The sequence below is a fragment of the Enterobacter cloacae complex sp. 342H5 genome (genome assembly GCF_050030905.1).
GTDB lineage: Bacteria > Pseudomonadota > Gammaproteobacteria > Enterobacterales > Enterobacteriaceae > Enterobacter > Enterobacter intestinihominis.
This window is the reverse complement of record NZ_JBLGVB010000001.1, coordinates 122,026-144,187: the sequence shown is the minus strand read 5'-3', so window position 1 is coordinate 144,187 and position 22,162 is coordinate 122,026. Positions and strand designations below refer to the sequence as shown.

The window sequence follows — 22,162 nt, the reverse complement described above, 5'->3', positions numbered from 1 at the left end:
CAATCACATGGGTCGTGAAGCCGTTTCGGTTATCAGTCAGACCTCTGCTTTGCGCCAGCGCACTCAGCGCTGGCGTATTGCTGTGCGCCGCATCTGCCCACGCGGATGACCGCGACCAGCTCAAATCCATTCAGGCCGATATCGCCGCCAAAGAGCGTGTGGTACGCCAGCAGCAGCAGCAGCGCTCTGCCCTGCTTGCCCAGCTTAAAAAGCAGGAAGAGGCTATTTCCGCCGCCGCGCGTAAGCTGCGTGAAACACAAAACACCCTTGCCCAGCTTAATAAGCAAATCGATGAAATGAACGCATCGATTGCGAAACTGGAGCGTCAGCGCGATGCCCAGGAGCGGAACCTTGCTGCACAGCTTGATGCCGCTTTCCGCCAGGGTGAGCACACAGGCCTTCAGTTGATCCTCAGCGGTGAAGAGAGCCAGCGCGGTCAGCGTTTACAGGCCTATTTCGGCTATCTCAACCAGGCTCGTCAGGAGACCATTGCGCAGCTGAAACAGACGCGCGAAGAAGTCACCACGCAAAAAGCCGAGCTGGAAGAGAAGCAGAGCCAGCAGCAAACGCTGCTCTACGATCAGCAGGCGCAGCAGGAGAAGCTTGAGCAGGCGCGCAATGAGCGTAAGAAGACGCTCGCCGGGCTGGAGTCCTCTATCCAGGCAGGACAAAGCCAGCTGAGCGAAATGCGCGCCAACGAATCCAGACTGCGTAACAGCATTGCCCGGGCAGAAGCCGCGGCCAAAGCGCGCGCCGAAAAAGAAGCGCGCGAAGCGCAGGCGGTGCGTAATAAGCAGCAGGAAGCCTCCCGGAAAGGCACCACCTACAAACCGACTGAAAATGAACGTTCCCTGATGTCGCGTACCGGCGGCCTCGGCTCCCCGCGTGGTCAGGCTTACTGGCCCGTTCGCGGTACGATCCTGCATCGCTATGGCGAACAGTTGCAGGGTGAGCTACGTTGGAAGGGGATCGTTATCGGTGCGTCTGAAGGTAGCGAAGTGAAAGCCATCGCCGATGGCCGCGTGATCCTGGCCGACTGGCTACAGGGTTACGGGCTCGTGGTGGTGGTCGAGCACGGTAAAGGCGACATGAGTCTTTACGGCTACAACCAGAGCGCGCTGGTCAGCGTTGGCACTCAGGTGCGCGCGGGTCAACCCATTGCCCTTGTGGGCAGCAGTGGCGGTCAGGGCCGCCCGTCACTCTATTTCGAAATTCGTCGTCAGGGTCAGGCGGTCAATCCACAGCCGTGGTTGGGAAGATAAGTTTTGCTTCAATTTCGTCGAATTGTTTTTTCCGTCGTCAGCGCACTGGCGCTGGCTGCACCGGTTTATGCAGGCAAACTCGCGATTGTGATTGATGACTTCGGTTATCGACCACACTATGAAAATCAGGTGCTGGCGATGCCGTCAGCCATCTCTGTCGCCGTCCTGCCTAATGCGCCTCACGCGCATGAAATGGCGACCAAAGCGCACAATGGCGGCCATCAGGTCCTCATCCATCTGCCGATGGCCCCTCTCAGCAAGCAGCCGCTGGAAAAAGATACCCTGCGTCCGGACATGAGCAGCGACGAGATCGATCGCATCATCCGCGATGCGTACAATAAAGTGCCGTATGCCGTGGGTCTGAATAACCATATGGGCAGCGCGATGACCTCCAGCCTGTACGGTATGCTGAAAGTGATGCAGGCGCTGGAGCGTTACAATCTCTACTTCCTCGACAGCATGACCATCGGCAATAGCCAGGCGATGCGTGCCGCTCAGGGGACGGGTGTAAAAGTCATCAAGCGCAAAGTCTTCCTGGACGACTCCCAGAACGAAGCGGATATCCGCGTGCAGTTCAACCGCGCGGTACAGCTGGCGCGCCGTAACGGTTCGGCGATTGCCATTGGGCATCCGCATCCGTCTACCGTTCGCGTTTTGCAGCAAATGTTGCCGGGCTTACCCGCCGATATCACGCTGGTACGTCCGAGCGATCTGCTCAATGAACCTCAGGTGGATACTTCCCGTCCGGGTAGCGCGCAACCACCCACAACGCAGCCGCGTAATCCATTCCGCGGCGTGAAGAACTGCTCGCTGAAACAGCCGCCTGAACCGGTCTATGCAACCCGCTTCTTCACGGTGATTGGCGAAAGCATCAGCAGCAGTACGCTGGTTAAATACGTCCAGCAACAGTGGCAGGGTTGGGGGAAAAAAGCCTGATCGGCTAACGCCTATTCTGCCAGATAAGAGTCCGACTGCTCTTTTGCAACGGACTCTTTCTTTTCCCGATCCTGATACCAGGCCTTGAAATACTTCAAAAAACTGTACGCCGTGGCATAAAACCCTGTCACCACACCCACTTTGCCCTGACGCCACGCACCGCTAAACAGATACCATTTGAAAAATGCGCCGATAGCGCTGATCGCGCCGCGACCAAGAGAGGGACGTATCGTCTGATATTGAACCAGGCGAGTGGTATATCCGTTTAATTTATTGAAAAGTTCATGCAGTGAATAAAACGTATCATGTCTGACATAGCCAGGAATACGTTCAGAACGGAGAAAACCTTCAACCTGATCGTCTACTGGCCGGTTATTAAATCGCGACTGCGTACGGTTAAAAAGACGCACCGGATAATCCGGAGATGAGACTGGATAAATCGTTCGGACATTTTCTCCCAGAACAAACCAGTGACGACATATCCGCCACGCCATATCCGGTTCGGGTTCATCGCCCATTTTTAATTTTAAAATAGCACCAACGGTTTCTTGATCGAGTATTTCGTCACTGTCCATGCACAGCACCCAGTCGTTGTGCGCATGGGATACGGCATGATTCATCTGCTCGCCGTGCCAGCTATATTTTTTGAATATGGGCGACAATCCATAACTCTGGCAAATATATATCGTTGCGTCTGTACTGCCGGAATCAACTACAACGAATTCATCCGCTATTTTTAAAAGAGGAGGAATAACATCGTGCAACGTTCTTTCGGAGTTAAACGTTAATAAGCAAACCGTTATTTTAAACATATTCTCACTCTCTCAAAAACAACATAAAATTTTTGCGCTAATACTATCGAATTGAGAAGAGGCGATTAAAGTCTTAAATCGCACTTTTAAAATAAGCGCGTTTAAAACCTTTCCTTATAAAAAGACAAAGAAATACAAAAAATCTATTTTATTTCAGTAAATTCTTTATAATGCGGTCAGATGAAGGGTAGCATACGGATTCAGACATGCCGCAAAAACGTAAAATCCTCCTCCTGGACACAGGCAAAGAATGGGGGGGAGGTACCAACAGTATGCTTGAGCTTCTGAAGCGAATCAACCGCGACAAATTCGACATTACCTGTTGTTTTTACAGTGATTATAGTCGAGCTGAAGGTCAAACGATAGGCCAGGTGCTCAACAGCATTGGGATCCCATTACTCGTTATCCCTCAACGTAAGCAACCGGCATGGGCAAAACTCCTGAAAGAAGCGGGACGTGGTCTGCTGTTTTTCTCGCGTTCGGCGCGCAAAGCATTTACGCGGCATATTGATACCCTGTGGCGTATCCGGCCCAACGTCAGCAAGATCGAGACCATTTTCAGGGAAGGTGGATTCGATACGCTGTATATGAACAACCAGCCAGGCTCTAATGAAGAAGGGTATCTGGCGGGCGCAAACCTGCGTGCACGGATAATCCAGCACTGCCGGATTGAACCAGTGCTGACCCCGCCGCTGGTGAAGCTGGTGAATGCCCATGCCACAAAAATCATTGCCGTCTCGCACGGCGTTGAACGCGTGCTACTTCAGCATGGCGTCCGGCCAGAGCTGTGTACCACGGTCAACAATGCCATCGACATCCATCAGCCTTTGCCGGACCGATGCGCGATGCGCCAGCGACTGAACATTGAAGACGATACGTTTGTATTCGGCAGCATTGGCTCGTTAATCCCTCGTAAGGCCAACCACCACACGCTGGAGGCGCTGGCACAGTTCAGCCAGAGACACCCGCAGGCAAAATGGAAAATGGTGCTGGTCGGTGAAGGGGCTGAACGCGGCGCGCTGGCTGCACAAGCTGATGCATCAGGTATTGCTGAGCACGTCATTTTTACCGGTTTCCAGAACACGCCTTTTGACTATCTCGCCACTTTTGACGCGTTCATTCTGGCCTCGCAGAGCGAAGGCTTGCCCCGCGTCGTGCTGGAAGCAATGCTGCTCAACATCCCCGTGATTGGTTCAAAAGTGACCGGCACGGCAGAATTGATCGACCATGAGTCGACCGGGCTGCTGTTCCCCTGGAGCGACGTGTCGCAACTTGCTCAACATCTGGATAATATCTGGCAGGATCCTGCTCTGCGCGCCCGGCTCGCCGCAGCCGCGCACCAGAATGTCTGCAACATGTATGCCATTGAAAGCTATGTTAACGGTGTCGAGGCCGTTCTTGGCGCGCAATAACCAAACGAGAAGAACATGTTTAAATTCCTGAATGCTCGCTACCGCCACATTACCGGGCGTCATAACATTCCTTACGCTTCCCTTCCGGTCACGCGCGATCTCGTTGCGGTTGATTCCATTGTGATCCCGTGTACGGGCGCAGATTTCGTCGAAGAGGCGTTATTGTCAGCGACCTTTGCAGAGCGTTATGCCTCTGACGTCAGCGAGATTGTTATCGTCAGCGATCAGCCTGAATCCGCTTTCGGCGAACTGCCGCCAAAAACTCGCGTTGTTACCCTCACGCTTCCAAAACGTGAAGAAGGTTACCGCTATAAGCAGATCTACCTCAGTCGTCTGGTGAAGCTTAACGCTCCGTTGCAGGCGCGCGGTGAAGGTGTGCTGATGATCGACTCCGATCTCAACCTGCTTAAAATGCCAGAGATCAACATGGCGGATATGCACATCTACTCCAGCTTCCGTCAGGGCAAAATGATTGCCAAGCTGGACGGCGCGCCAGCGGAGAAAGTGCCGGCGTATTACAAAGAAACGGTGCGCCCGTATCTGGTCGATCATGTTAACGGCGCGTTTCTTGCCGCCACCAAAAAGACCTGGCGCCGTATCTGCCCGCTGTGGCTGACGCTGTTCCAGGATACCTGGGAGCTGATGGACGATACGCAGCCGCCGACCGATCAGCTGCCGCTCGCTGCGCTGCTGGACATGCTGGATGTCAAAACGGTTAACCTGGGCGACTGGATGAACTGGCCGGTCTCCAAGAAGATCGGCGGACAGGAAGCCGTTGTGCCGAAAGAGGTGATTGGCGCGCACGGCGGTTTCCCGCTTTCCGAATGGCAGAAGTATCTGGAATCACCGGATAATAAGCTGCTGTTCAAAGGTCAGGATTACACCCGCAAGGTGCGTTACCTGACGGACGAAGAGAAAAAGAATCAGTAAAAAAGGGGCCTCAGGCCCCTTTTTGATTACTTATCCCAGCTCAGGATCACTTTCCCTGACTGGCCGGAACGCATTGCGTCGAAGCCCTGCTGGAACTCATCGATGGAGAAACGGTGAGTGATAATCGGGGACAGATCCAGACCGGACTGGATCAGCGCAGCCATCTTGTACCAGGTTTCGAACATCTCGCGGCCATAAATGCCCTTAATGAACAGCCCCTTGAAGATGACTTTGTTCCAGTCGATGGACATGTCTGACGGCGGAATACCCAGCATCGCGATTCGGCCACCGTGGTTCATAGTGTCGAGCATGGTGCGGAACGCCGGTGGCGCGCCGGACATCTCCAGACCCACGTCAAAGCCTTCGGTCATGCCCAGCTCTTCCATCACGTCTGTCAGGCTCTCTTTCGAGACATCCACCGCGCGGGTGACGCCCATTTTGCGCGCCAGCGATAGGCGGTATTCGTTCACGTCGGTGATCACCACGTTGCGCGCACCCACATGCTTCGCCACGGCTGCCGCCATAATGCCGATTGGGCCCGCGCCGGAGACCAGCACGTCTTCACCCACCAGGTCAAAGGAGAGCGCCGTGTGTACCGCGTTGCCGAACGGGTCGAAGATGGAGGCCAGGTCGTCAGAGATATTGTCCGGGATTTTGAACGCGTTAAACGCCGGGATCACCAGGTATTCCGCGAAGCAGCCCGGACGGTTCACGCCCACGCCGACGGTGTTGCGGCACAGGTGCGTACGCCCACCGCGACAGTTGCGGCAGTGACCGCAGGTAATGTGGCCTTCACCGGAGACGCGGTCGCCAATGTTGAAGCCTTTCACTTCCTGGCCAATGCCGACCACTTCGCCGACATATTCGTGGCCGACAACCATTGGCACGGGAATGGTTTTTTGCGACCACTGGTCCCAGTTGTAGATGTGAACGTCAGTACCGCAGATGGCGGTTTTACGAATTTTGATCAGCAGATCGTTATGACCGACTTCCGGCTCCGGCACGTCGGTCATCCAAATCCCTTCTTCCGCTTTCAGTTTGGATAACGCTTTCATCACACGTCCTCAGGCAATTACGCCCAGCTGTTTGCCGATGCGGGTAAAGGCTTCCACCGCACGTTCAATTTGTTCAGGCGAGTGCGCCGCAGACATCTGGGTGCGGATACGCGCCTGACCTTTTGGTACCACCGGGAAGAAGAACCCGGTCACGTAAATCCCTTCTTTCTGAAGCTCACGAGCAAATTTCTGCGCGACAACCGCGTCACCCAGCATCACCGGAATGATCGCATGGTCAGCGCCGGCCAGGGTGAATCCTGCGGCGCTCATTTTTTCACGGAACAGGCGGGCGTTAGCCCACAGGCGGTCGCGCAACTCAGCCCCGGATTCCACCATCTCCAGCACTTTAATAGAGGCGGCCACAATCGCCGGCGCCAGGGAGTTGGAGAACAGGTACGGGCGGGAGCGCTGACGCAGCCACTCAACCACCTCTTTGCGCGCAGCAGTGTAGCCGCCAGACGCGCCACCAAGCGCTTTGCCCAGCGTACCGGTGATGATATCTACGCGGCCCATTACGTCGCAGTATTCGTGGGAGCCGCGGCCATTTTCGCCGACAAAGCCAACCGCGTGAGAGTCATCCACCATCACCAGCGCGTCGTATTTATCCGCCAGATCGCACACGCCTTTCAGGTTGGCGATCACGCCGTCCATGGAGAACACGCCGTCGGTGGCGATCAGCACGTGGCGGGCACCGGCTTCACGGGCCTCTTTCAGGCGGGCTTCCAGCTCAACCATGTCGTTGTTGGCGTAGCGGAAACGCTTCGCTTTGCACAGGCGTACACCGTCGATGATGGAGGCGTGGTTCAGGGCGTCGGAGATAATCGCGTCTTCTGCACCGAGCAGGGTCTCAAACAGACCGCCGTTGGCGTCGAAGCAGGAGGAGTACAGAATCGCGTCTTCCATTCCGAGGAAGTTCGCCAGCTTTTGCTCAAGCTGCTTGTGGCTGTCCTGGGTACCGCAGATAAAGCGAACGGAGGCCATGCCGAAGCCGTGGGTATCCATGCCGTTTTTCGCCGCGGCAATCAGCTCAGGGTGATTCGCAAGACCTAAATAGTTGTTCGCGCAAAAGTTGATCACATGGCTGCCGTCGGCAACGGTGATGTCCGCCTGCTGGGCAGACGTGATAATACGCTCTTCTTTGAACAACCCTTCCGCACGTGCGGTGTCGAGGTCGCTGTTTAACTGTTTGTAAAAATCACCACGCATTGCAATTCTCCAGACTCGGCAAATTTTGGCACATATTACCCAAACCAATAGTTCATGACGAGATGACGCCGTATCTCTTCTCGTTTTTGCAGCATAAATCACGTGTACCCCTGCTGCATATCGGTGAATGGCTGAAGACCGGGCATTGTGATGATATGATAAAGAGATTAGCGTTCGGGATGTTCCCCGGACTCCACACTTCAAAGGTTACAGTTATGATCATCGTTACCGGCGGCGCGGGCTTTATCGGCAGCAATATTGTTAAGGCCCTCAATGACAAAGGCATCACCGACATCCTGGTGGTGGACAACCTGAAAGACGGCACCAAGTTCGTAAACCTGGTGGATCTGAACATCGCTGACTACATGGATAAAGAAGACTTTCTTATCCAGATTATGGCGGGTGAAGAGTTCGGCGAGATCGAAGCCATCTTCCACGAAGGGGCCTGTTCCTCCACCACCGAGTGGGACGGCAAGTACATGATGGACAACAACTATCAGTACTCCAAAGAGATCCTGCACTACTGCCTGGAGCGTGAAATTCCATTCCTGTACGCCTCTTCCGCGGCAACCTACGGTGGGCGCACTTCAGATTTCATCGAATCCCGCGAGTATGAGCAGCCGCTGAACGTTTACGGTTACTCCAAATTCCTGTTTGATGAGTACGTGCGTCAGATCCTCCCAGAAGCAAACTCTCAGATTGTCGGCTTCCGCTACTTCAACGTCTACGGACCGCGCGAAGGCCACAAAGGCAGCATGGCGAGCGTGGCCTTCCACCTGAACACCCAGTTAAATAACGGCGAAAGTCCGAAACTGTTCGAAGGCAGCGACGGCTTTAAGCGTGACTTCGTCTACGTAGGCGACGTGGCGGCAGTGAACCTGTGGTTCCTGGAAAACGGCGTGTCCGGCATTTTCAACCTGGGCACAGGCCGCGCGGAATCCTTCCAGGCGGTGGCAGACGCGACGCTGGCTTACCATAAGAAAGGCAGCATCGAGTACATTCCGTTCCCGGATAAGCTGAAAGGCCGCTACCAGGCATTCACCCAGGCGGACCTGACTAACCTGCGCGCCGCAGGCTACGACAAGCCGTTCAAGACCGTTGCCGAAGGCGTAACGGAATATATGGCCTGGCTGAACCGTGACCGCGATATAAATTCACAAAATCATTCGAGCGGTATCAAGGCGGCAACGAAGTGAATCTCCGGGAGCTTACAAAAGTAAGTGACTGGAGTGAACGCAGGCAGCCAACGCAGAGACAGCTTGAAGGATGAAGTGAATGAAAATACTGGTGATCGGCCCGTCCTGGGTGGGCGACATGATGATGTCGCAAAGTCTCTATCGCACGCTCAAGGCGCGTTATCCCCAGGCGATAATCGACGTGATGGCACCCGCATGGTGCCGTCCGCTGTTATCGCGTATGCCGGAAGTGAACGAGGCGATCCCGATGCCGCTCGGCCACGGGGCGCTGGAAATCGGTGAACGCCGCAAACTCGGCCATAGCCTGCGCGAGAAACGCTATGATCGCGCATATGTCCTGCCAAACTCCTTCAAATCCGCTCTCGTGCCCTTCTTTGCGGGCATCCCGCACCGTACCGGTTGGCGCGGTGAAATGCGCTACGGCCTGCTTAACGACGCCCGGGTGCTGGATAAAGAGGCCTGGCCGCTGATGGTAGAACGCTACGTGGCGCTGGCCTACGACAAAGGCGTGATGCGCAGCGCGAAAGATCTGCCGCAGCCGCTACTGTGGCCGCAGCTCCAGGTAAGCGACGGGGAGAAATCCCACACCTGCAACGCGTTTGGCATTTCGTCCGAACGCCCGATGATTGGCTTCTGCCCCGGCGCGGAGTTTGGTCCGGCAAAACGCTGGCCGCACTATCACTACGCAGAGCTGGCGAAACAGCTGATCGACGAAGGCTATCAAATTGTGCTGTTTGGCTCGGCGAAAGATCACGAGGCGGGCAATGAAATTCTCGCCACGCTCAGCACCGAGCAACAGGCCTGTTGCCGAAACCTGGCCGGGGAAACGCAGCTCGAGCAGGCGGTTATTTTGATTGCCGCCTGTAAAGCCGTTGTCAGCAACGACTCTGGCCTGATGCACGTCGCCGCCGCGCTGGATCGTCCGCTGGTGGCGCTGTATGGCCCGAGCAGCCCGGACTTCACGCCGCCGCTGTCGCACAAAGCGCGCGTAATTCGCCTGATCACCGGCTACCACAAGGTACGTAAAGGTGATGCCGCAGAAGGCTACCATCAGAGCCTGATCGACATTACGCCGCAGCGCGTTCTCGAAGAGCTCAACGAACTTCTGTTGAGCGAAGAAGGATAACGAATGCGGGTATTGATCGTTAAAACCTCTTCGATGGGCGATGTGCTGCATACGCTGCCGTCACTGACGGACGCGATGCGGGCCATTCCCGGCATTCGTTTTGACTGGGTGGTGGAAGAAGGCTTCGCGCAGATCCCCACCTGGCACGAAGCGGTTGACCGCGTGATCCCGGTGGCCATTCGCCGCTGGCGCAAAGCATGGTTCTCCGCACCGATTAAAGCCGAACGTAAAGCCTTCCGCGGAGCGGTGCAGGCCCGGCGTTACGACGCGATCATTGACGCTCAGGGCCTGGTGAAAAGCGCCGCGCTGGTCACGCGTCTGGCGCACGGCGTAAAGCACGGCATGGACTGGCAAACCGCCCGCGAACCGCTGGCGAGCCTGTTCTATAATCGTCGCCACCATATTGCGAAGCAGCAGCACGCCGTGGAACGTACCCGCGAGCTGTTCGCGAAAAGCCTGGGCTATGCAAAACCTGAAGCCCAGGGTGACTACGCTATTGCACAGCATTTTTTGCGCGATACGGAGGAGCATGCCGAACCGTATCTGGTGTTCCTGCATGCCACAACGCGCGACGATAAGCACTGGCCGGAAACGCACTGGAGAAGGCTGATTGAATTAATGCAACCTTGCGGTATCCATATTAAACTCCCGTGGGGTGCAGAACATGAGCGGCAGCGTGCGGAACGTCTGGCAGCAGGCTTTTCCCACGTTGAGGTGTTACCCAAACTCACGCTGGCGCAGGTTGCCGCACAGCTGGCGGGCGCTAACGCCGTCGTTTCTGTGGATACAGGGTTAAGCCATTTAACCGCCGCACTGGATCGTCCTAATATCACGATTTTCGGCCCGACCGATCCGGGGTTGATCGGGGGTTACGGTAAAAACCAGCATCAGATGGTCAGCCCTACGCAACAAACGAAGGATATTAGCGCAGATGCTATTTTTTCATTTTTACAGGGCAGCCATCGGCTTTCCAACAGGGATATTTAACCCATGAGTTATGTATTTCTGCTGATTTTACTCTTTCCGGTGAAACTCCTCCGGAAGCTGTTTCGAAAAGACACGGGCAAAAACCTTGTCATTCAGACAGCCAAAATCGGTGACTTTATTAATGCGACACCTCTTCTGGCATATCTGCAAAAAAGCGATGTGTTGGTCAGTCGCAGCGTTGGTGCGCTGGCGAAGCATGATGAGACTATCGAGCAGATCTATTTTATTGAGCAGCATAAGCGCAACCTGTGGCGTAAACTGTGCTTCGCGTGCAGGATCATGAACCGCTACGACAACATCTACCTGCTACAACCCAACAGCGTGAACCTCTTTTTTGCCGCCGTCTGCAATGCTAAAAACAAACAATTTTTAACCATTTACACGCGCAGGTGGTATCACGGGATTTTCTATCTTGCGGCTGACGGTACCGTTGAGCATGGCAAAAAAACGCTTTCGGTGACGAACTACCTGAAACTGGCCGACCGCGCACTCACATGGCAAGACTCTCCCAAGCACGCCACAAAGCCGCTCTTTAAACCGACGACCTGGCCGGCCACTCTTGATAAACCTGACGTTATCCGCATCGGCATCAGTATTGCGGCGGGCAATAAAGCCAAAACCGTTCCTCCGGTTATCTGGAAGCGGATTGTTGATCAACTCGCTGATTTACCCTGCGAGTTTTATGTCTTCGGCGCGCCAAACGAACAGTCGTGGATGGACGATATCACCCGCCTTTACGGTGAAATCCCTAATTTTATCAATCTTATTGGCAAAATTTCGCTGGAAGAGCTTCCCTGGGCCATTTCTAAGATGGACTGTTATATCGCGTCTGACTCGGGGAATGTGTATATCGCAGACGCCGTTGGCGTTCCGGTAGTCCTGCTGTTTGGTCCGTGTTGTCACTATGAACAACGTCCGCTTGGCAATGTGTTGCTGCTCGGGAATGACGACAACATTTGTTCTTATGTGTTTGAAACGCGCTATTACTTCCCGCAAGAACGGGAAGCACTATTCTCTGTCACTGACTCCGCGTTACACGATCTTCAGCAGTTTATCCGTACATTACCCAAAGCCCGCTCACTGGCTAGCGCTACCGACGCTCAAGGAAACTAATTTTTATGGCTTTTTTAAGCGTCATTATTGCTGCGCATAACGCTGAAGCTACGCTGCATGCCACGCTTTCAAGCCTGCTGGCAGCAACCGTTCAAGACACTGAAATTATTATTTTTAATGACAGTTCTGAGGATACCACGCAGGCAATAATTGAAGAGTGGTCACCTAAATTTCCTCAGATCATAACGCGCACCGTGAACTTTCGTAACGTCGGCCGGGTACGAAACAGTGCTGTCGCACTGGCATCCGGTGAATATATTACGATGCTCGACAGTGACGATTGCTTAAAGCCGGGCAGCCTCAGGGACGCAATTACCTTTCTGAAAGCGCAACGTCCGGATATGTTACTGACACGTTTGCTTGAGATTCGCGATCCCCGGAAAATGACTTCAGACTGGCAGGGATTCAATCCTGTGCCATTGTCACAACATGAAGCAGTCGCTCGTTTCTTACGCCATAAAGACTTTCAGGCGCATCTCATTGGCCAGTTTATTCATCGTAGCCTGTACGAAAGCAACCCTATTCCTCCAATGTTATGTTATGAGGATTTCGCTGTCTTCCCCGGAATGTTGATGCAGTCGAGCAAAATAGTCTATCAACGCCAGGGGCATTATTATTACGTCAAGCGTCGCGACAGTTTGTCGAGCAGTCTGGACGCCAGCAAAATTTCAACGCTTGTCGAATGCACGTTACAGATGGAAAGAACATTTCCGTCAAGCTACAGGCATCTTGTCAATTGCCACTGGTTTGATATTTACAGCAACCATCGGTCCTGTCTTACAGACCAACAATTGCAACTCGTGAAACAACGCGTAAAGGCCATGTACACATTGTCTTTTTTCCTGTCCACCGATGTTCGTTTTAGCTACAAAAAAAGGGTTATTGAGGCGTTATGGAAAAAATAAAACCACGGCTATATCAACTGACGATTGCTTTGAGCCTCATCTCTTTGATGCTGGCATTAGTCAGTTCAGGGAAGCAAAGAGAGTTTTTCTATATTGCTATTTACGTCAGTATTATTGGCCTGGCTTTCGAATATAAAAAAATCACTCTTCGACCTTTTACTATAGCGCTGCCCATTCTGCTGATTGGGTTACTTAACCTCGGCTGGTACTTAATCTATGAGTATCATAACGAGGGACTCAACCTTTATAGCGACTATCTAGGCGCCAGCAAAAAGTTAATTTTAGCGAGTATCCTGATTTTCTACATTGACCGCTTTAAGTTTTACATTGATAAAGACAACTTCAGGAAATTTTTCTTCTACGCAGCGGCCTTAGGGTTTGTGCTCGCCACAGGATATGGCTTGTGGCAGGCCTCGCAAGGTATGACTCGCGTTGAGATGGCAATTAACCGTGCCACCGTTTCAGCCTATGTTTATTCTGTCCTGTCACTGGCTTTCGTATACAGTCTTTACCTTCAGCAGAACGTGAAGCTGTATGTTGTTGCGGGCTTCACTATATTAATCTCTTACTTCGTCATACTGTTGACGGGTACCCGTGCTGCGATGGGTTTATATCTGCTTCTGGCGGTTGTGCTCACGCTGTATCATTTCAGAAAGATTCATCTCAAATCCACTCTCATTTTTTTATGTATTGTGGCCGGCATTGTCGTCGTGAGCTACAAGCCGTTGATTGCACCGAAAATAACGCAAACCCAAATTGAAGTTGAGAATTATCAGAAAGGCTATGACCGCACGTCACTTGGCGCACGTTTTTCGATGTGGACTGTCGGGATCGCTAATGGTCTTGCACATCCGTTGGGGCAATCACTTGAAGACCGTGAAACGTGGACACGGCAGTATATAAAAGACGGGCATCCTCACCTTGGCAGTGCACTCGAATACATCAAGGTCCACCTGCATAATGAATTTATTGAGAAATACTCTTTGCAGGGGATCCCCGGCGTGGCGGTAATGCTCTTTTTCTTCGTTTCGATGATTGTGTATGCCTTACGAAACAGAAACGCACTGCTCCTAACCTCAATGCTACTTTTGATTTTGTATGGACTGACGGATGTCATACTGCTCAGTTCAGAAGCCTTAATCTTCTTTATGGTTTTGTTTGCATTAAGTACACCTTTCACCCAAACAAAGCAGCATTAACAAATATGCCCGCCTGGCGGGCATAACTATTTTTTGTACTGGTAAAACTCCGCCAGCGTCATCCCCACGGTCTTATCTGATAACCAGGTAAAGAGCTGCTCCAGATCCTGATAAAGCCCCTCAATCGCGGCCTCGTCTTTAAAAGTAGGGCTCCCGCCAGGCATAAATTCCGACGAATGCAGCATGAACTCTACGTAGTCATTTCCCTGAGACAGGCACTGCTGCGCCACCCTAATCATCTCCTCCGCGTTACCGCCGGCCGGGCGTAACCAGTTAACTGACGGAGAACGGTATTTACCGCGCAGACGATCGTAACCCTGCTTCAGGGAATTCAGCCATGCCGGGTGTTTATACTGGATGCTCATTGGCACTTCGAGGAGAAGGCTGTTTCCCGGCCGGGAAATGTCGTCTACGTCCAAAAAGTAGGCGCGATCGGGAAAATGCTGGTAATTCGTTCCGCCATTACCCTGCGGGGCACCTTTCGCGTTGCGCCAGTTCACGCGCGGCGTAACGGAACAATCTACCTGATACCCCAGCTCAATCAGTAACCGGGCGTAACGGCTGTCGAATGCCCAGCGCCCGGCGCGATGGCTGAGCATTTTTGTCTGGAAAGTCTCTTCCAGTAAGCGGGTCATGAACAGCACTTTCTCACGCATGACCTCGTCTGAAAACTCAATCAGATAAGGCTGCCAGCGCCAGTCATCACCGGTCAGATCGTGCTCCGGAGGGCTGTTCCAGGCATGGAGATGCATTCCTACCTCGCCCTGCCCCCGGGCTATGACCTCTTTCGCGAACTCAATGAACACCGGTTCGACGGCCATCTCGTAGTTGGTGAGCCAGACAGGCTTAAAGCCGAAACGCTCGCAAAGCGTCTGAAACCGCGCCAGGTAGCGCGCGTTTTCCGTTTTGATGACCCGGTGGTTCTGCCAGAGATTATCCCCTTCGGTATCGATCGTGATGATAAACGCTGGTTTTTTCATAATGAGTCCGCAAGAGAAAATAGTTAGCGCTATGTTACGCACGCCCGAAAGCTGGAGTAAACCCTTCCAGGGAAATTCCTGACATTATGGAGAAAGAGTGCAAGTCTTTACCAGGTCTATTAGAATTGCCAACAGTACAACGCCGATAAGATGATGATGAATAACTTACCTGACACGCCTGATTTGCGCATTTTACTGATTAAACTTCGCCATCATGGTGACATGTTACTCACCACCCCCGTCATCAATTCATTGCGCCAGAAATGGCCTGAAGCCCAAATCGACGTGCTTCTCTATGAAGAGACGCGAGACATGCTCGCCGCGCATCCGGCAATCGGTACGATCTATGGTATCGATCGTAAATGGAAGCAGTTGGGGACGCTGAAACACCTGCAAAAAGAGTGGCTGTTGCTTCGTGCTTTACGCGCTCAGCATTATCATCTGGTGATCAATCTTGCCGATCAGTGGCGCAGCGCACTGGTTACCCGCTTCACTGGCGCACCGGTTCGGCTCGGGTTCGCTTTTAACAAGCGCAATAATGCCTTCTGGCGTTTTTGTCACAGTGAACTGGTCTCGGTCGCCAGCCATCAGTCGCTGCACACCGTTGAACAAAACCTGTCCATACTGAAACCATTACCCGTTGCCGCCAGACCCGACGTCACCATGGCTTACAGCGCGGATGACTGGCACCATGCTCATCACAAGCTGACACAAAAGGGCGTGGGGGAACGCTATATCGTTATTCAACCCACTTCACGCTGGTTCTTTAAGTGCTGGGACGAAGGCAAAATGGCGCAAACTATCGCCGCATTGCAGCAGGACGGCCACACTATCGTCCTTACGGCGGGACCGGATAAGAAAGAGCTGGCGATGATTGACCGCATTCTTGCCGCCTCCCCGCAGACGGGTGTTGTATCGCTGGCAGGGCAGTTAACCCTGCGCCAGCTGGCCTCGCTTATCGATCACGCAGCCCTGTTCATTGGCGTTGACTCCGTCCCCATGCACATGGCCGCCGCCCTTCAGACGCCCTGCGTGGCGCTGTTTGGCCCATCAAAGTTGACGTTCTGGTCGCCATGGCAGGTTAACGGCGAGGTCATCTGGGCTGGTAACTACGGCCCGCTTCCCAACCCTGACGCCATTGATACAAAAACGACGGAACGTTATCTCGACGCCATCCCCGTTGATGCTGTCGTCTCCGCCGCAAGGAGATACCTGCAATGAAGCTTCATCGTCTGGCCATTGTGCGCCAAAAATATCGGCCGGATGGGGGAGCAGAACGTTTTGTCTCCAGGGCACTCACCGCGCTGAGCAATCAAAATCTTGAGCTCAACGTCATCACCCGCGAGTGGCAGGGCGAAAAGCAGGACGACTGGCATATTCATATCTGCGATCCACGAAAGTGGGGCCGCATCAGCCGTGAACGCGGCTTTGCACACGCCGCGCGCGCGCTGTGGCAGCAACAGCAGTTTGATATTGTACAGAGCCACGAACGTATTCCGGGCTGCGATATTTACCGCGCCGGAGATGGTGTACATCGACGCTGGCTGCTACAGCGTACGCGTATTCTTCCCGCCTGGCGCGCGAAGCTGCTCATGCACGATCGCTATCACCGCTACGTGATGAACGCCGAACGTGAAATGTACCAGGCTCCCGAGTTGAAAGCCGTTATCTGTAATGCGGAGATGATCAAGCGCGAAATCGTCGAAGACTTTGATATTGACGCAAAAAAGATACATGTGATTTATAATTCAATAGATTCCCGCCGCTTCGTTCCGGCAGAAGAGAGGCAGCGCGCTGTACTGCGTAAGCAATTTGGCTTACCCGCTGATGCCGTCATTTTCTGCTTCGTGGGTTCAGGGTTTGAACGCAAGGGGCTGGCAAGCGCTATTCAGGCTATAGCAGGAACATCGGCGTGGCTGGTTGTGGTCGGTCAGGATAAAGCGGAAAGCCGCTATCGCGACCTCGCCCGTTCATTAGGCTGTGAGGGGCAAATCCGTTTCCTGGGGATGCAAAAAGAGACGCTGCCATTTTATCAGCTTTCTGATGGTTTACTGCTGCCGACGCTGTATGATCCTTTCCCTAACGTCATACTTGAAGCAATGGCCTGTGGATTGCCCGTCATTACGTCAGAGAGTTGCGGTGGTTCAGAATTTATTGAGCAAGGCCAGAACGGGTTTTACTGTGATGCACTTGATATCCACACATTGAAGGAGGCCGTCATGTCCATCCCTTCACTGGAAAAAAATAACAATATGGGGCTTGCGGCGCGTGAACGCGTTAGAGAAGCAACCCCTGAAAAACTATCAAGTCAGCTTATTTCGCTTTATCAAAAATTACTGGATTAATAATGCGCATCCTAATGATTATTGATGGTTTACCCGGTGGAGGAGCCGAAAAAACGGTTCTCACCCTCTCCAGCGGACTGACAGAACTGGGGCATCAGGTCACCCTTTTCTCCTTACGGAAGGTGTGCGACTACGCCATTCCGGAAGGCATCGATTTTCAGGTCGTGCAGGATACCTGTAAAAAACCCTGGCGGAAGCTGACCGAGATCCCGCGTCGCGCCCGTTTGCTGGATCGCGCCATTGAGCAGGCAGAACGCAGCGGTAAATTTGACGTCGTCTTCTCGCATCTGCATAAAACCGACCGTATCGTGGCGCACAGCCGCGTGCTGGATCGCGATAAGGTCTGGTTCTGCATACACGGGATGTTCTCCTTTTCCTATTTGCGCCATCGCAGCGGGCTTTCTCGCTGGTTTAAGCATTATAAAATTCGTCATACCTATGAAAACCGCAACGTGGTGGCGGTATCCGGCGCCGTGCTGCACGATCTGTCTGAAGTACTCGCGATCCCCCTGCGGCGCAAAGCGGTTATCCATAACCCGTTTGATATCCCTGAAATTCAGCGTCTGGCGGAAGCGCCCTTTGAGATGCAGGGGCAGAATTACATTATCCACGTTGGCCGTTTTCATGAGCACAAACGTCACGACCGGCTGCTGCGGGCGTTTGCGATGAGCAAGATTGACGCATCGCTGGTGTTGATGGGCAAAGGCTCTGACGTGAAAATTAACCAGCTCAAACAGCTTGCCGCTAAGCTGGGAATTGAAAACAAGATCGTCTTCCGCCCGTTTGAAACCAATCCTTATCCGTGGATCAAAGGTGCACGCCTTTTAGTGTTAAGTTCCGACTGCGAAGGTTTTGGTAATGTACTGGTAGAGTCCATTATCTGTCAGACCCCACCGGTGAGTACAAACTGCCCTGGCGGCCCTGCTGAGATCCTTACTGGCCCTCTGGCGCGTGGTCTGACCGCGATAACCGACGAATCACTGGCGAAAACACTGGCAGAACTGTATGCCTCTCCGCCGGTTGTTGATCGCGAAACGATCGCATCGTTCGGTATCAACGCCATTTGCCAGCAATACATTGCTTTGGTCGACAACCAAAAATAATCAGGTTTCATATGCAAAATTCAGCGCCTTTATTAAGCGTGGTGGTTGCCGTTTATAACGGTGAAGCTTTTCTCGATCAGTTCTTTACCTGCCTTGTAAATCAACACATCGACAGTATGGAAGTCATCATCGTGAATGACGGCTCCACTGACCGCTCGATGCAGATTGTCGAAAAATGGCGCGAACAGCTGCCACAGATGCAGGTCATTGAACAACCTAATCAGGGCGTGTCCATCGCGCGTAATACCGGCCTGGCCGTTGCGACCGGCCAATATCTCTCTTTCCCGGATATTGATGATGTCTTCAAACCCGGCATGTACCAGCGTCTGCTGGATATGGCCGTCACACAGAACCTGGATGTCGCCACCTGCAATGGCAACTACGTCTGGGAAAATAACAAAAAACCGTCTCGCCCTATCTTCCCTGAAGATAAGCTCGCCTCAACGGGCGTCATGAATGGCGCGGCATGGTTAAAAAAGGCGCTGGATTCACGTAAGTTCCTGCATGTGACCTGGCTGAATATCTATCGTCACGATTTTATTCGTCAGCACGGCTTCCGTTTCGAGCCTGGCCTGCGCCATCAGGATATCCCGTGGACGACTGAGGTGCTGCTTGCTGCAGAACGCGTTCAGTACACCAGCGAACGCTTTTACGACTACTACATTCACTCCGCCTCGGTATCGCACACCCCGGATAATGACGACACGCTGATTCGCTCAGCGCGCCATTACATGAAGATCCTGAAGATGCTAGATGCCATTAACCAGCGCTACCCGGATAAAGTGAAAAATATCCCGGCCTGTCACTGGCAAATCGCCAAAGAGGGTCTGGGAATTATTCATACCTTCGACAACATGAAGGATGAAGCGAAGAAATCAATGATAATCAAAGAGTTCTTCGACACCGGGATCTGGAAGCTCATCTGGAAAAGTGCCAAAAGCCCGCGTTTGCGCTGGCGCCTGGGCCGACGCTACTTCCGTTTAAAACGGTATCTGGCATAAGAGATAGCTTTAGCACGCTTAAATGCTTAGAATTTCCCGGCCGAAACTAAAAAAACGGATAATCGCTTGGAATTGTTGTATACCGCCCTGCTCTACATCATTCAGCCACTGGTGTGGCTGCGACTGTTGCTTCGTAGCCGTAAAGCGCCTGCGTACCGTAAACGCTGGGCCGAACGCTATGGCTACTGCCGCAATAAAGTGGCGCCGGACGGTATTCTGCTGCATTCCGTGTCAGTCGGGGAAACGCTGGCCGCCATTCCACTGGTGCGTGCCTTACGCCATCGTTATCCGTCACTGCCCATCACCGTCACCACGATGACGCCAACCGGCTCAGAGCGCGTGATGTCTGCCTTCGGTAAAGACGTGCATCACGTCTACCTGCCGTACGATCTCCCCTGCGCCATGAACCGTTTCCTGAATACCGTTCGCCCTAAACTGGTGATCGTCATGGAAACTGAACTGTGGCCGAATATGATTTCCGCCCTGCATGCCCGTAAAATTCCTTTGGTTATCGCCAACGCGCGTCTGTCGGAACGCTCGGCGAAAGGGTACGGCAAGCTGGGTAAATTTATGCGTCGCCTGCTCAGCAAAATTACGCTGATCGCCGCGCAGAACGAAGAAGATGCCGCGCGCTTTATCGCCCTCGGCCTGAAGCGCAACCAGCTTGCGGTCACGGGTAGCCTGAAGTTCGATATTTCCGTCACCCCTGAACTCGCCGCCCGTGCGGTAACGCTGCGTCGTCAGTGGGCGCCGCGTCGCCAGGTCTGGATTGCCACCAGCACCCATGACGGCGAAGAGGCCATTATTCTTCAGGCTCACCGCCAGCTGCTGGAAAAATTCCCTGATTTACTGCTGATTCTGGTTCCTCGCCATCCTGAGCGTTTTAAAGATGCCCGGGAGATGGTGCAAAAAGGCGGTTTCAGCTTCACCCTGCGCAGCAGCGGCGAAATCCCCTCTGGCAGCACGCAGGTGGTGATTGGCGATACGATGGGCGAACTGATGCTGCTGTACGGGATTGCCGATCTTGCATTCGTTGGCGGAAGCCTGGTGGAGCGCGGTGGTCATAACCCGCTGGAGCCGGCAGCCCACGCCATTCCCGTGCTGATGGGTCCACACACGTTTAACTTCAAAGATATCTGCGCGAAATTGCAGCAAGCCGATGGCTTAATCACCGTGACCGATGCGGACTCGGTGGTCAAAGAGGTCTCAACCCTTCTGACTGACGAAGATTACCGCCTGTGGTACGGTCGTCACGCCGTTGAAGTCCTGCATCAGAACCAGGGTGCACTGACCCGTCTGCTGCAACTTCTGCAACCTTACCTGCCGCAGCGGAGCCACTAATGTCAACGCGTCTGTCGGTCGTGATGATCGCCAAAAACGCCGCCGACCTGCTTCCGGATTGCCTGGCCTCTGTTGCCTGGGCTGACGAAATCGTCATTCTCGATTCCGGAAGTACGGACAATACGGCGGACGTTGCCCGTGCAGCCGGGGCAAAAGTCTTTACCGACACCGACTGGCAGGGCTACGGTATTCAGCGTCAGCGTGCGCAGGGTTACGCCACAGGCGATTACGTGTTGATGATCGATACCGATGAGCGCGTCACCCCGGAACTCCGACAGGCCATTCAAACGGTGCTTGCTGCGCCACAGCCCGGCGCGGTCTACAGTATCGCGCGTCGTAACTATTTCCTGGGCCGCTTTATGCGCCACAGCGGCTGGTACCCCGACCGCGTGATGCGCCTCTATGCCCGCGAGCGTTATCAGTACAACGACAACCTGGTCCATGAGTCTCTGGCCTGCGATAACGCCCAGGTCATCCCCCTGACGGGCGATCTGCTTCATCTGACCTGCCGCGATTTCGCCAGCTTCCAGCGGAAACAGCTGAACTATGCCACCGCCTGGGCACAGGAGCGGCATGCGCGCGGCAAGAAGGCCACGCTGACCGGCATCTTCACCCACACGCTGGGCGCGTTTCTGAAAACGCTGCTGCTACGTGGCGGCGTGCTGGACGGCAAACAGGGCTGGTTACTGGCGGTAGTGAATGCCCAGTATACTTTCAACAAATACACCGAGCTGTGGGCGCTGAACCGCGGCTACTCAGAGAAAACGTGAGCCATGAGCACAAAAGCGATTTATCCGGGTACCTTCGATCCGATCACTAACGGTCATCTTGATATCATCACCCGTGCGGCGTGTATGTTCGACAAAGTGATTCTGGCCATTGCCGCCAGCCCGAGCAAAAAGCCGATGTTCGACCTGAACGAACGCGTGCAGCTTGCCACCGATGCGATTTCGCATTTGTCGAATGTTGAGGTCGTCGGATTCAGCGATTTGATGGCAAACTTTGCCCGTGCCCAGCAGGCCAATATCCTGATCCGCGGTCTTCGCGCGGTAGCAGACTTCGAATATGAGATGCAGCTGGCGCACATGAACCGCCATCTGATGCCGGAGCTGGAGAGCGTATTCCTGATGCCCTCCAAAGAGTGGTCCTTCATCTCTTCTTCGCTGGTAAAAGAGGTGGCGCGCCATCGCGGGGACGTTACCCACTTTCTGCCGGTTAACGTCCACCAGGCGTTGATGGAAAAGTTAAAGTAA

21 protein-coding genes are annotated in these 22,162 nt (G+C 53.7%); 17 read left to right on the top strand and 4 right to left on the bottom strand.

The genetic code is table 11. The features are described from left to right. Positions 1–2: 2 nt before the first annotated feature. Both envC and ACQG03_RS00735 read left to right on the top strand, forming a co-directional pair. Entirely contained in the window at positions 3–1,262 is a 1,260-nt protein-coding gene (gene envC, locus ACQG03_RS00740) for a murein hydrolase activator EnvC (protein ID WP_230259580.1), read from the top strand. A gap of 3 nt (positions 1,263–1,265) precedes the next feature. Beyond that, entirely contained in the window at positions 1,266–2,198 is a 933-nt protein-coding gene (locus ACQG03_RS00735) for a divergent polysaccharide deacetylase family protein (RefSeq protein WP_063150581.1), read from the top strand. A gap of 11 nt (positions 2,199–2,209) precedes the next feature. Here the strand turns inward: ACQG03_RS00735 and ACQG03_RS00730 are convergent, their stop codons facing one another. Then, positions 2,210–3,010: a glycosyltransferase family 2 protein gene (locus tag ACQG03_RS00730; protein ID WP_023299030.1), complete on the bottom strand. Its 801-nt coding sequence runs from the start codon at positions 3,008–3,010 to the stop codon at positions 2,210–2,212. 206 nt (positions 3,011–3,216) lie between these two features. On the opposite strand from ACQG03_RS00730, the gene ACQG03_RS00725 reads away from it, so the two are divergent. Further along, on the top strand, positions 3,217–4,422 hold the full coding sequence (locus tag ACQG03_RS00725) for a glycosyltransferase (RefSeq protein WP_022646636.1): 1,206 nt from the start codon (positions 3,217–3,219) through the stop codon (positions 4,420–4,422). A 15-nt stretch (positions 4,423–4,437) separates the two neighbouring features. Continuing rightward, on the top strand, positions 4,438–5,352 hold the full coding sequence (locus ACQG03_RS00720) for a hypothetical protein (RefSeq protein WP_023305215.1): 915 nt from the start codon (positions 4,438–4,440) through the stop codon (positions 5,350–5,352). Between the two features lie 26 nt (positions 5,353–5,378). Here the strand turns inward: ACQG03_RS00720 and tdh are convergent, their stop codons facing one another. Together tdh and kbl are read right to left on the bottom strand one after the other, a co-directional pair. Further along, positions 5,379–6,407, bottom strand: coding sequence for an L-threonine 3-dehydrogenase (gene tdh / locus ACQG03_RS00715; protein WP_017383610.1), 1,029 nt, complete (start codon positions 6,405–6,407; stop codon positions 5,379–5,381). 9 nt (positions 6,408–6,416) lie between these two features. Beyond that, complete coding sequence (kbl, locus tag ACQG03_RS00710) at positions 6,417–7,613, bottom strand: glycine C-acetyltransferase (protein ID WP_015570030.1); 1,197 nt, start codon at positions 7,611–7,613, stop codon at positions 6,417–6,419. A 215-nt stretch (positions 7,614–7,828) separates the two neighbouring features. On the opposite strand from kbl, the gene rfaD reads away from it, so the two are divergent. From rfaD to ACQG03_RS00680, 6 genes are all read left to right on the top strand, one after another. Continuing rightward, positions 7,829–8,809 carry an ADP-glyceromanno-heptose 6-epimerase gene (gene rfaD, locus ACQG03_RS00705; protein WP_022646634.1) on the top strand — a complete coding sequence of 327 codons (981 nt, stop codon included), beginning with the start codon at positions 7,829–7,831 and terminating at the stop codon, positions 8,807–8,809. A 79-nt stretch (positions 8,810–8,888) separates the two neighbouring features. Beyond that, positions 8,889–9,935 (top strand): ADP-heptose--LPS heptosyltransferase RfaF, encoded by a 1,047-nt coding sequence (gene rfaF, locus ACQG03_RS00700; RefSeq protein ID WP_063163324.1) that lies wholly within the window; start codon positions 8,889–8,891, stop codon positions 9,933–9,935. A 3-nt stretch (positions 9,936–9,938) separates the two neighbouring features. Then, positions 9,939–10,922, top strand: a complete 984-nt coding sequence (gene rfaC, locus ACQG03_RS00695; RefSeq protein WP_063163325.1) for a lipopolysaccharide heptosyltransferase RfaC — start codon at positions 9,939–9,941, stop codon at positions 10,920–10,922. 3 nt (positions 10,923–10,925) lie between these two features. Next, on the top strand, positions 10,926–12,035 hold the full coding sequence (locus ACQG03_RS00690) for a glycosyltransferase family 9 protein (protein WP_063163326.1): 1,110 nt from the start codon (positions 10,926–10,928) through the stop codon (positions 12,033–12,035). Positions 12,036–12,040: 5 nt separating this feature from the next. Continuing rightward, positions 12,041–12,940, top strand: coding sequence for a glycosyltransferase family 2 protein (locus ACQG03_RS00685; RefSeq protein ID WP_023305212.1), 900 nt, complete (start codon positions 12,041–12,043; stop codon positions 12,938–12,940). Further along, the gene (locus ACQG03_RS00680) at positions 12,928–14,139 is read left to right on the top strand and encodes an O-antigen ligase family protein (RefSeq protein ID WP_045308211.1); all 1,212 of its coding nucleotides are present in this window, start codon (positions 12,928–12,930) and stop codon (positions 14,137–14,139) included. The genes ACQG03_RS00685 and ACQG03_RS00680 overlap by 13 nt, the downstream gene beginning before the upstream one ends. Positions 14,140–14,165: 26 nt before the next feature. Here ACQG03_RS00680 and ACQG03_RS00675 read toward each other — a convergent pair whose 3' ends face one another. Further along, positions 14,166–15,119 carry a polysaccharide deacetylase family protein gene (locus ACQG03_RS00675; RefSeq protein WP_426726062.1) on the bottom strand — a complete coding sequence of 318 codons (954 nt, stop codon included), beginning with the start codon at positions 15,117–15,119 and terminating at the stop codon, positions 14,166–14,168. A gap of 150 nt (positions 15,120–15,269) precedes the next feature. Between ACQG03_RS00675 and rfaQ the strand changes: the two genes are divergently transcribed. The 7 genes from rfaQ to coaD all read left to right on the top strand — a co-directional run bounded on the left by rfaQ (position 15,270) and on the right by coaD (position 22,162). Further along, positions 15,270–16,340, top strand: coding sequence for a putative lipopolysaccharide heptosyltransferase III (gene rfaQ / locus ACQG03_RS00670; RefSeq protein ID WP_074148365.1), 1,071 nt, complete (start codon positions 15,270–15,272; stop codon positions 16,338–16,340). Then, a complete protein-coding gene (locus ACQG03_RS00665) occupies positions 16,337–17,464 on the top strand; it encodes a glycosyltransferase family 4 protein (RefSeq protein WP_023299023.1) in 1,128 nt (375 codons plus the stop codon). Before rfaQ ends, ACQG03_RS00665 begins: the two co-directional genes overlap by 4 nt. Before the next feature lie 2 nt (positions 17,465–17,466). Then, positions 17,467–18,567: a glycosyltransferase gene (locus ACQG03_RS00660; protein WP_063163327.1), complete on the top strand. Its 1,101-nt coding sequence runs from the start codon at positions 17,467–17,469 to the stop codon at positions 18,565–18,567. Between the two features lie 11 nt (positions 18,568–18,578). Then, the gene (locus ACQG03_RS00655; protein WP_045621031.1) at positions 18,579–19,568 is read left to right on the top strand and encodes a glycosyltransferase; all 990 of its coding nucleotides are present in this window, start codon (positions 18,579–18,581) and stop codon (positions 19,566–19,568) included. A 66-nt stretch (positions 19,569–19,634) separates the two neighbouring features. Continuing rightward, positions 19,635–20,909, top strand: coding sequence for a lipid IV(A) 3-deoxy-D-manno-octulosonic acid transferase (waaA, locus tag ACQG03_RS00650; protein WP_003860874.1), 1,275 nt, complete (start codon positions 19,635–19,637; stop codon positions 20,907–20,909). Further along, positions 20,909–21,679: a glycosyltransferase family 2 protein gene (locus ACQG03_RS00645; RefSeq protein ID WP_003860875.1), complete on the top strand. Its 771-nt coding sequence runs from the start codon at positions 20,909–20,911 to the stop codon at positions 21,677–21,679. The genes waaA and ACQG03_RS00645 overlap by 1 nt, the downstream gene beginning before the upstream one ends. A gap of 3 nt (positions 21,680–21,682) precedes the next feature. Continuing rightward, positions 21,683–22,162: a pantetheine-phosphate adenylyltransferase gene (coaD, locus tag ACQG03_RS00640; RefSeq protein ID WP_022646622.1), complete on the top strand. Its 480-nt coding sequence runs from the start codon at positions 21,683–21,685 to the stop codon at positions 22,160–22,162.

Bases quoted from the DNA above. Each gene is read 5' to 3' on its own strand.
- ACQG03_RS00655 (WP_045621031.1), top strand. From the start codon at position 18,579: ATGCAAAATTCAGCGCCTTTATTAAGCGTGGTGGTTGCCGTTTATAAC.
- kbl (WP_015570030.1), bottom strand. From the start codon at position 7,613: ATGCGTGGTGATTTTTACAAACAGTTAAACAGCGACCTCGACACCGCA.
- ACQG03_RS00685 (WP_023305212.1), top strand. From the start codon at position 12,041: ATGGCTTTTTTAAGCGTCATTATTGCTGCGCATAACGCTGAAGCTACG.
- rfaQ (WP_074148365.1), top strand. From the start codon at position 15,270: ATGATGATGAATAACTTACCTGACACGCCTGATTTGCGCATTTTACTG.
- ACQG03_RS00720 (WP_023305215.1), top strand. From the start codon at position 4,438: ATGTTTAAATTCCTGAATGCTCGCTACCGCCACATTACCGGGCGTCAT.
- ACQG03_RS00660 (WP_063163327.1), top strand. From the start codon at position 17,467: ATGCGCATCCTAATGATTATTGATGGTTTACCCGGTGGAGGAGCCGAA.
- ACQG03_RS00645 (WP_003860875.1), top strand. From the start codon at position 20,909: ATGTCAACGCGTCTGTCGGTCGTGATGATCGCCAAAAACGCCGCCGAC.
- rfaC (WP_063163325.1), top strand. From the start codon at position 9,939: ATGCGGGTATTGATCGTTAAAACCTCTTCGATGGGCGATGTGCTGCAT.
- ACQG03_RS00730 (WP_023299030.1), bottom strand. From the start codon at position 3,010: ATGTTTAAAATAACGGTTTGCTTATTAACGTTTAACTCCGAAAGAACG.
- coaD (WP_022646622.1), top strand. From the start codon at position 21,683: ATGAGCACAAAAGCGATTTATCCGGGTACCTTCGATCCGATCACTAAC.
- rfaD (WP_022646634.1), top strand. From the start codon at position 7,829: ATGATCATCGTTACCGGCGGCGCGGGCTTTATCGGCAGCAATATTGTT.
- tdh (WP_017383610.1), bottom strand. From the start codon at position 6,407: ATGAAAGCGTTATCCAAACTGAAAGCGGAAGAAGGGATTTGGATGACC.
- ACQG03_RS00665 (WP_023299023.1), top strand. From the start codon at position 16,337: ATGAAGCTTCATCGTCTGGCCATTGTGCGCCAAAAATATCGGCCGGAT.
- ACQG03_RS00725 (WP_022646636.1), top strand. From the start codon at position 3,217: ATGCCGCAAAAACGTAAAATCCTCCTCCTGGACACAGGCAAAGAATGG.
- ACQG03_RS00675 (WP_426726062.1), bottom strand. From the start codon at position 15,119: ATGAAAAAACCAGCGTTTATCATCACGATCGATACCGAAGGGGATAAT.
- ACQG03_RS00690 (WP_063163326.1), top strand. From the start codon at position 10,926: ATGAGTTATGTATTTCTGCTGATTTTACTCTTTCCGGTGAAACTCCTC.
- ACQG03_RS00680 (WP_045308211.1), top strand. From the start codon at position 12,928: ATGGAAAAAATAAAACCACGGCTATATCAACTGACGATTGCTTTGAGC.
- rfaF (WP_063163324.1), top strand. From the start codon at position 8,889: ATGAAAATACTGGTGATCGGCCCGTCCTGGGTGGGCGACATGATGATG.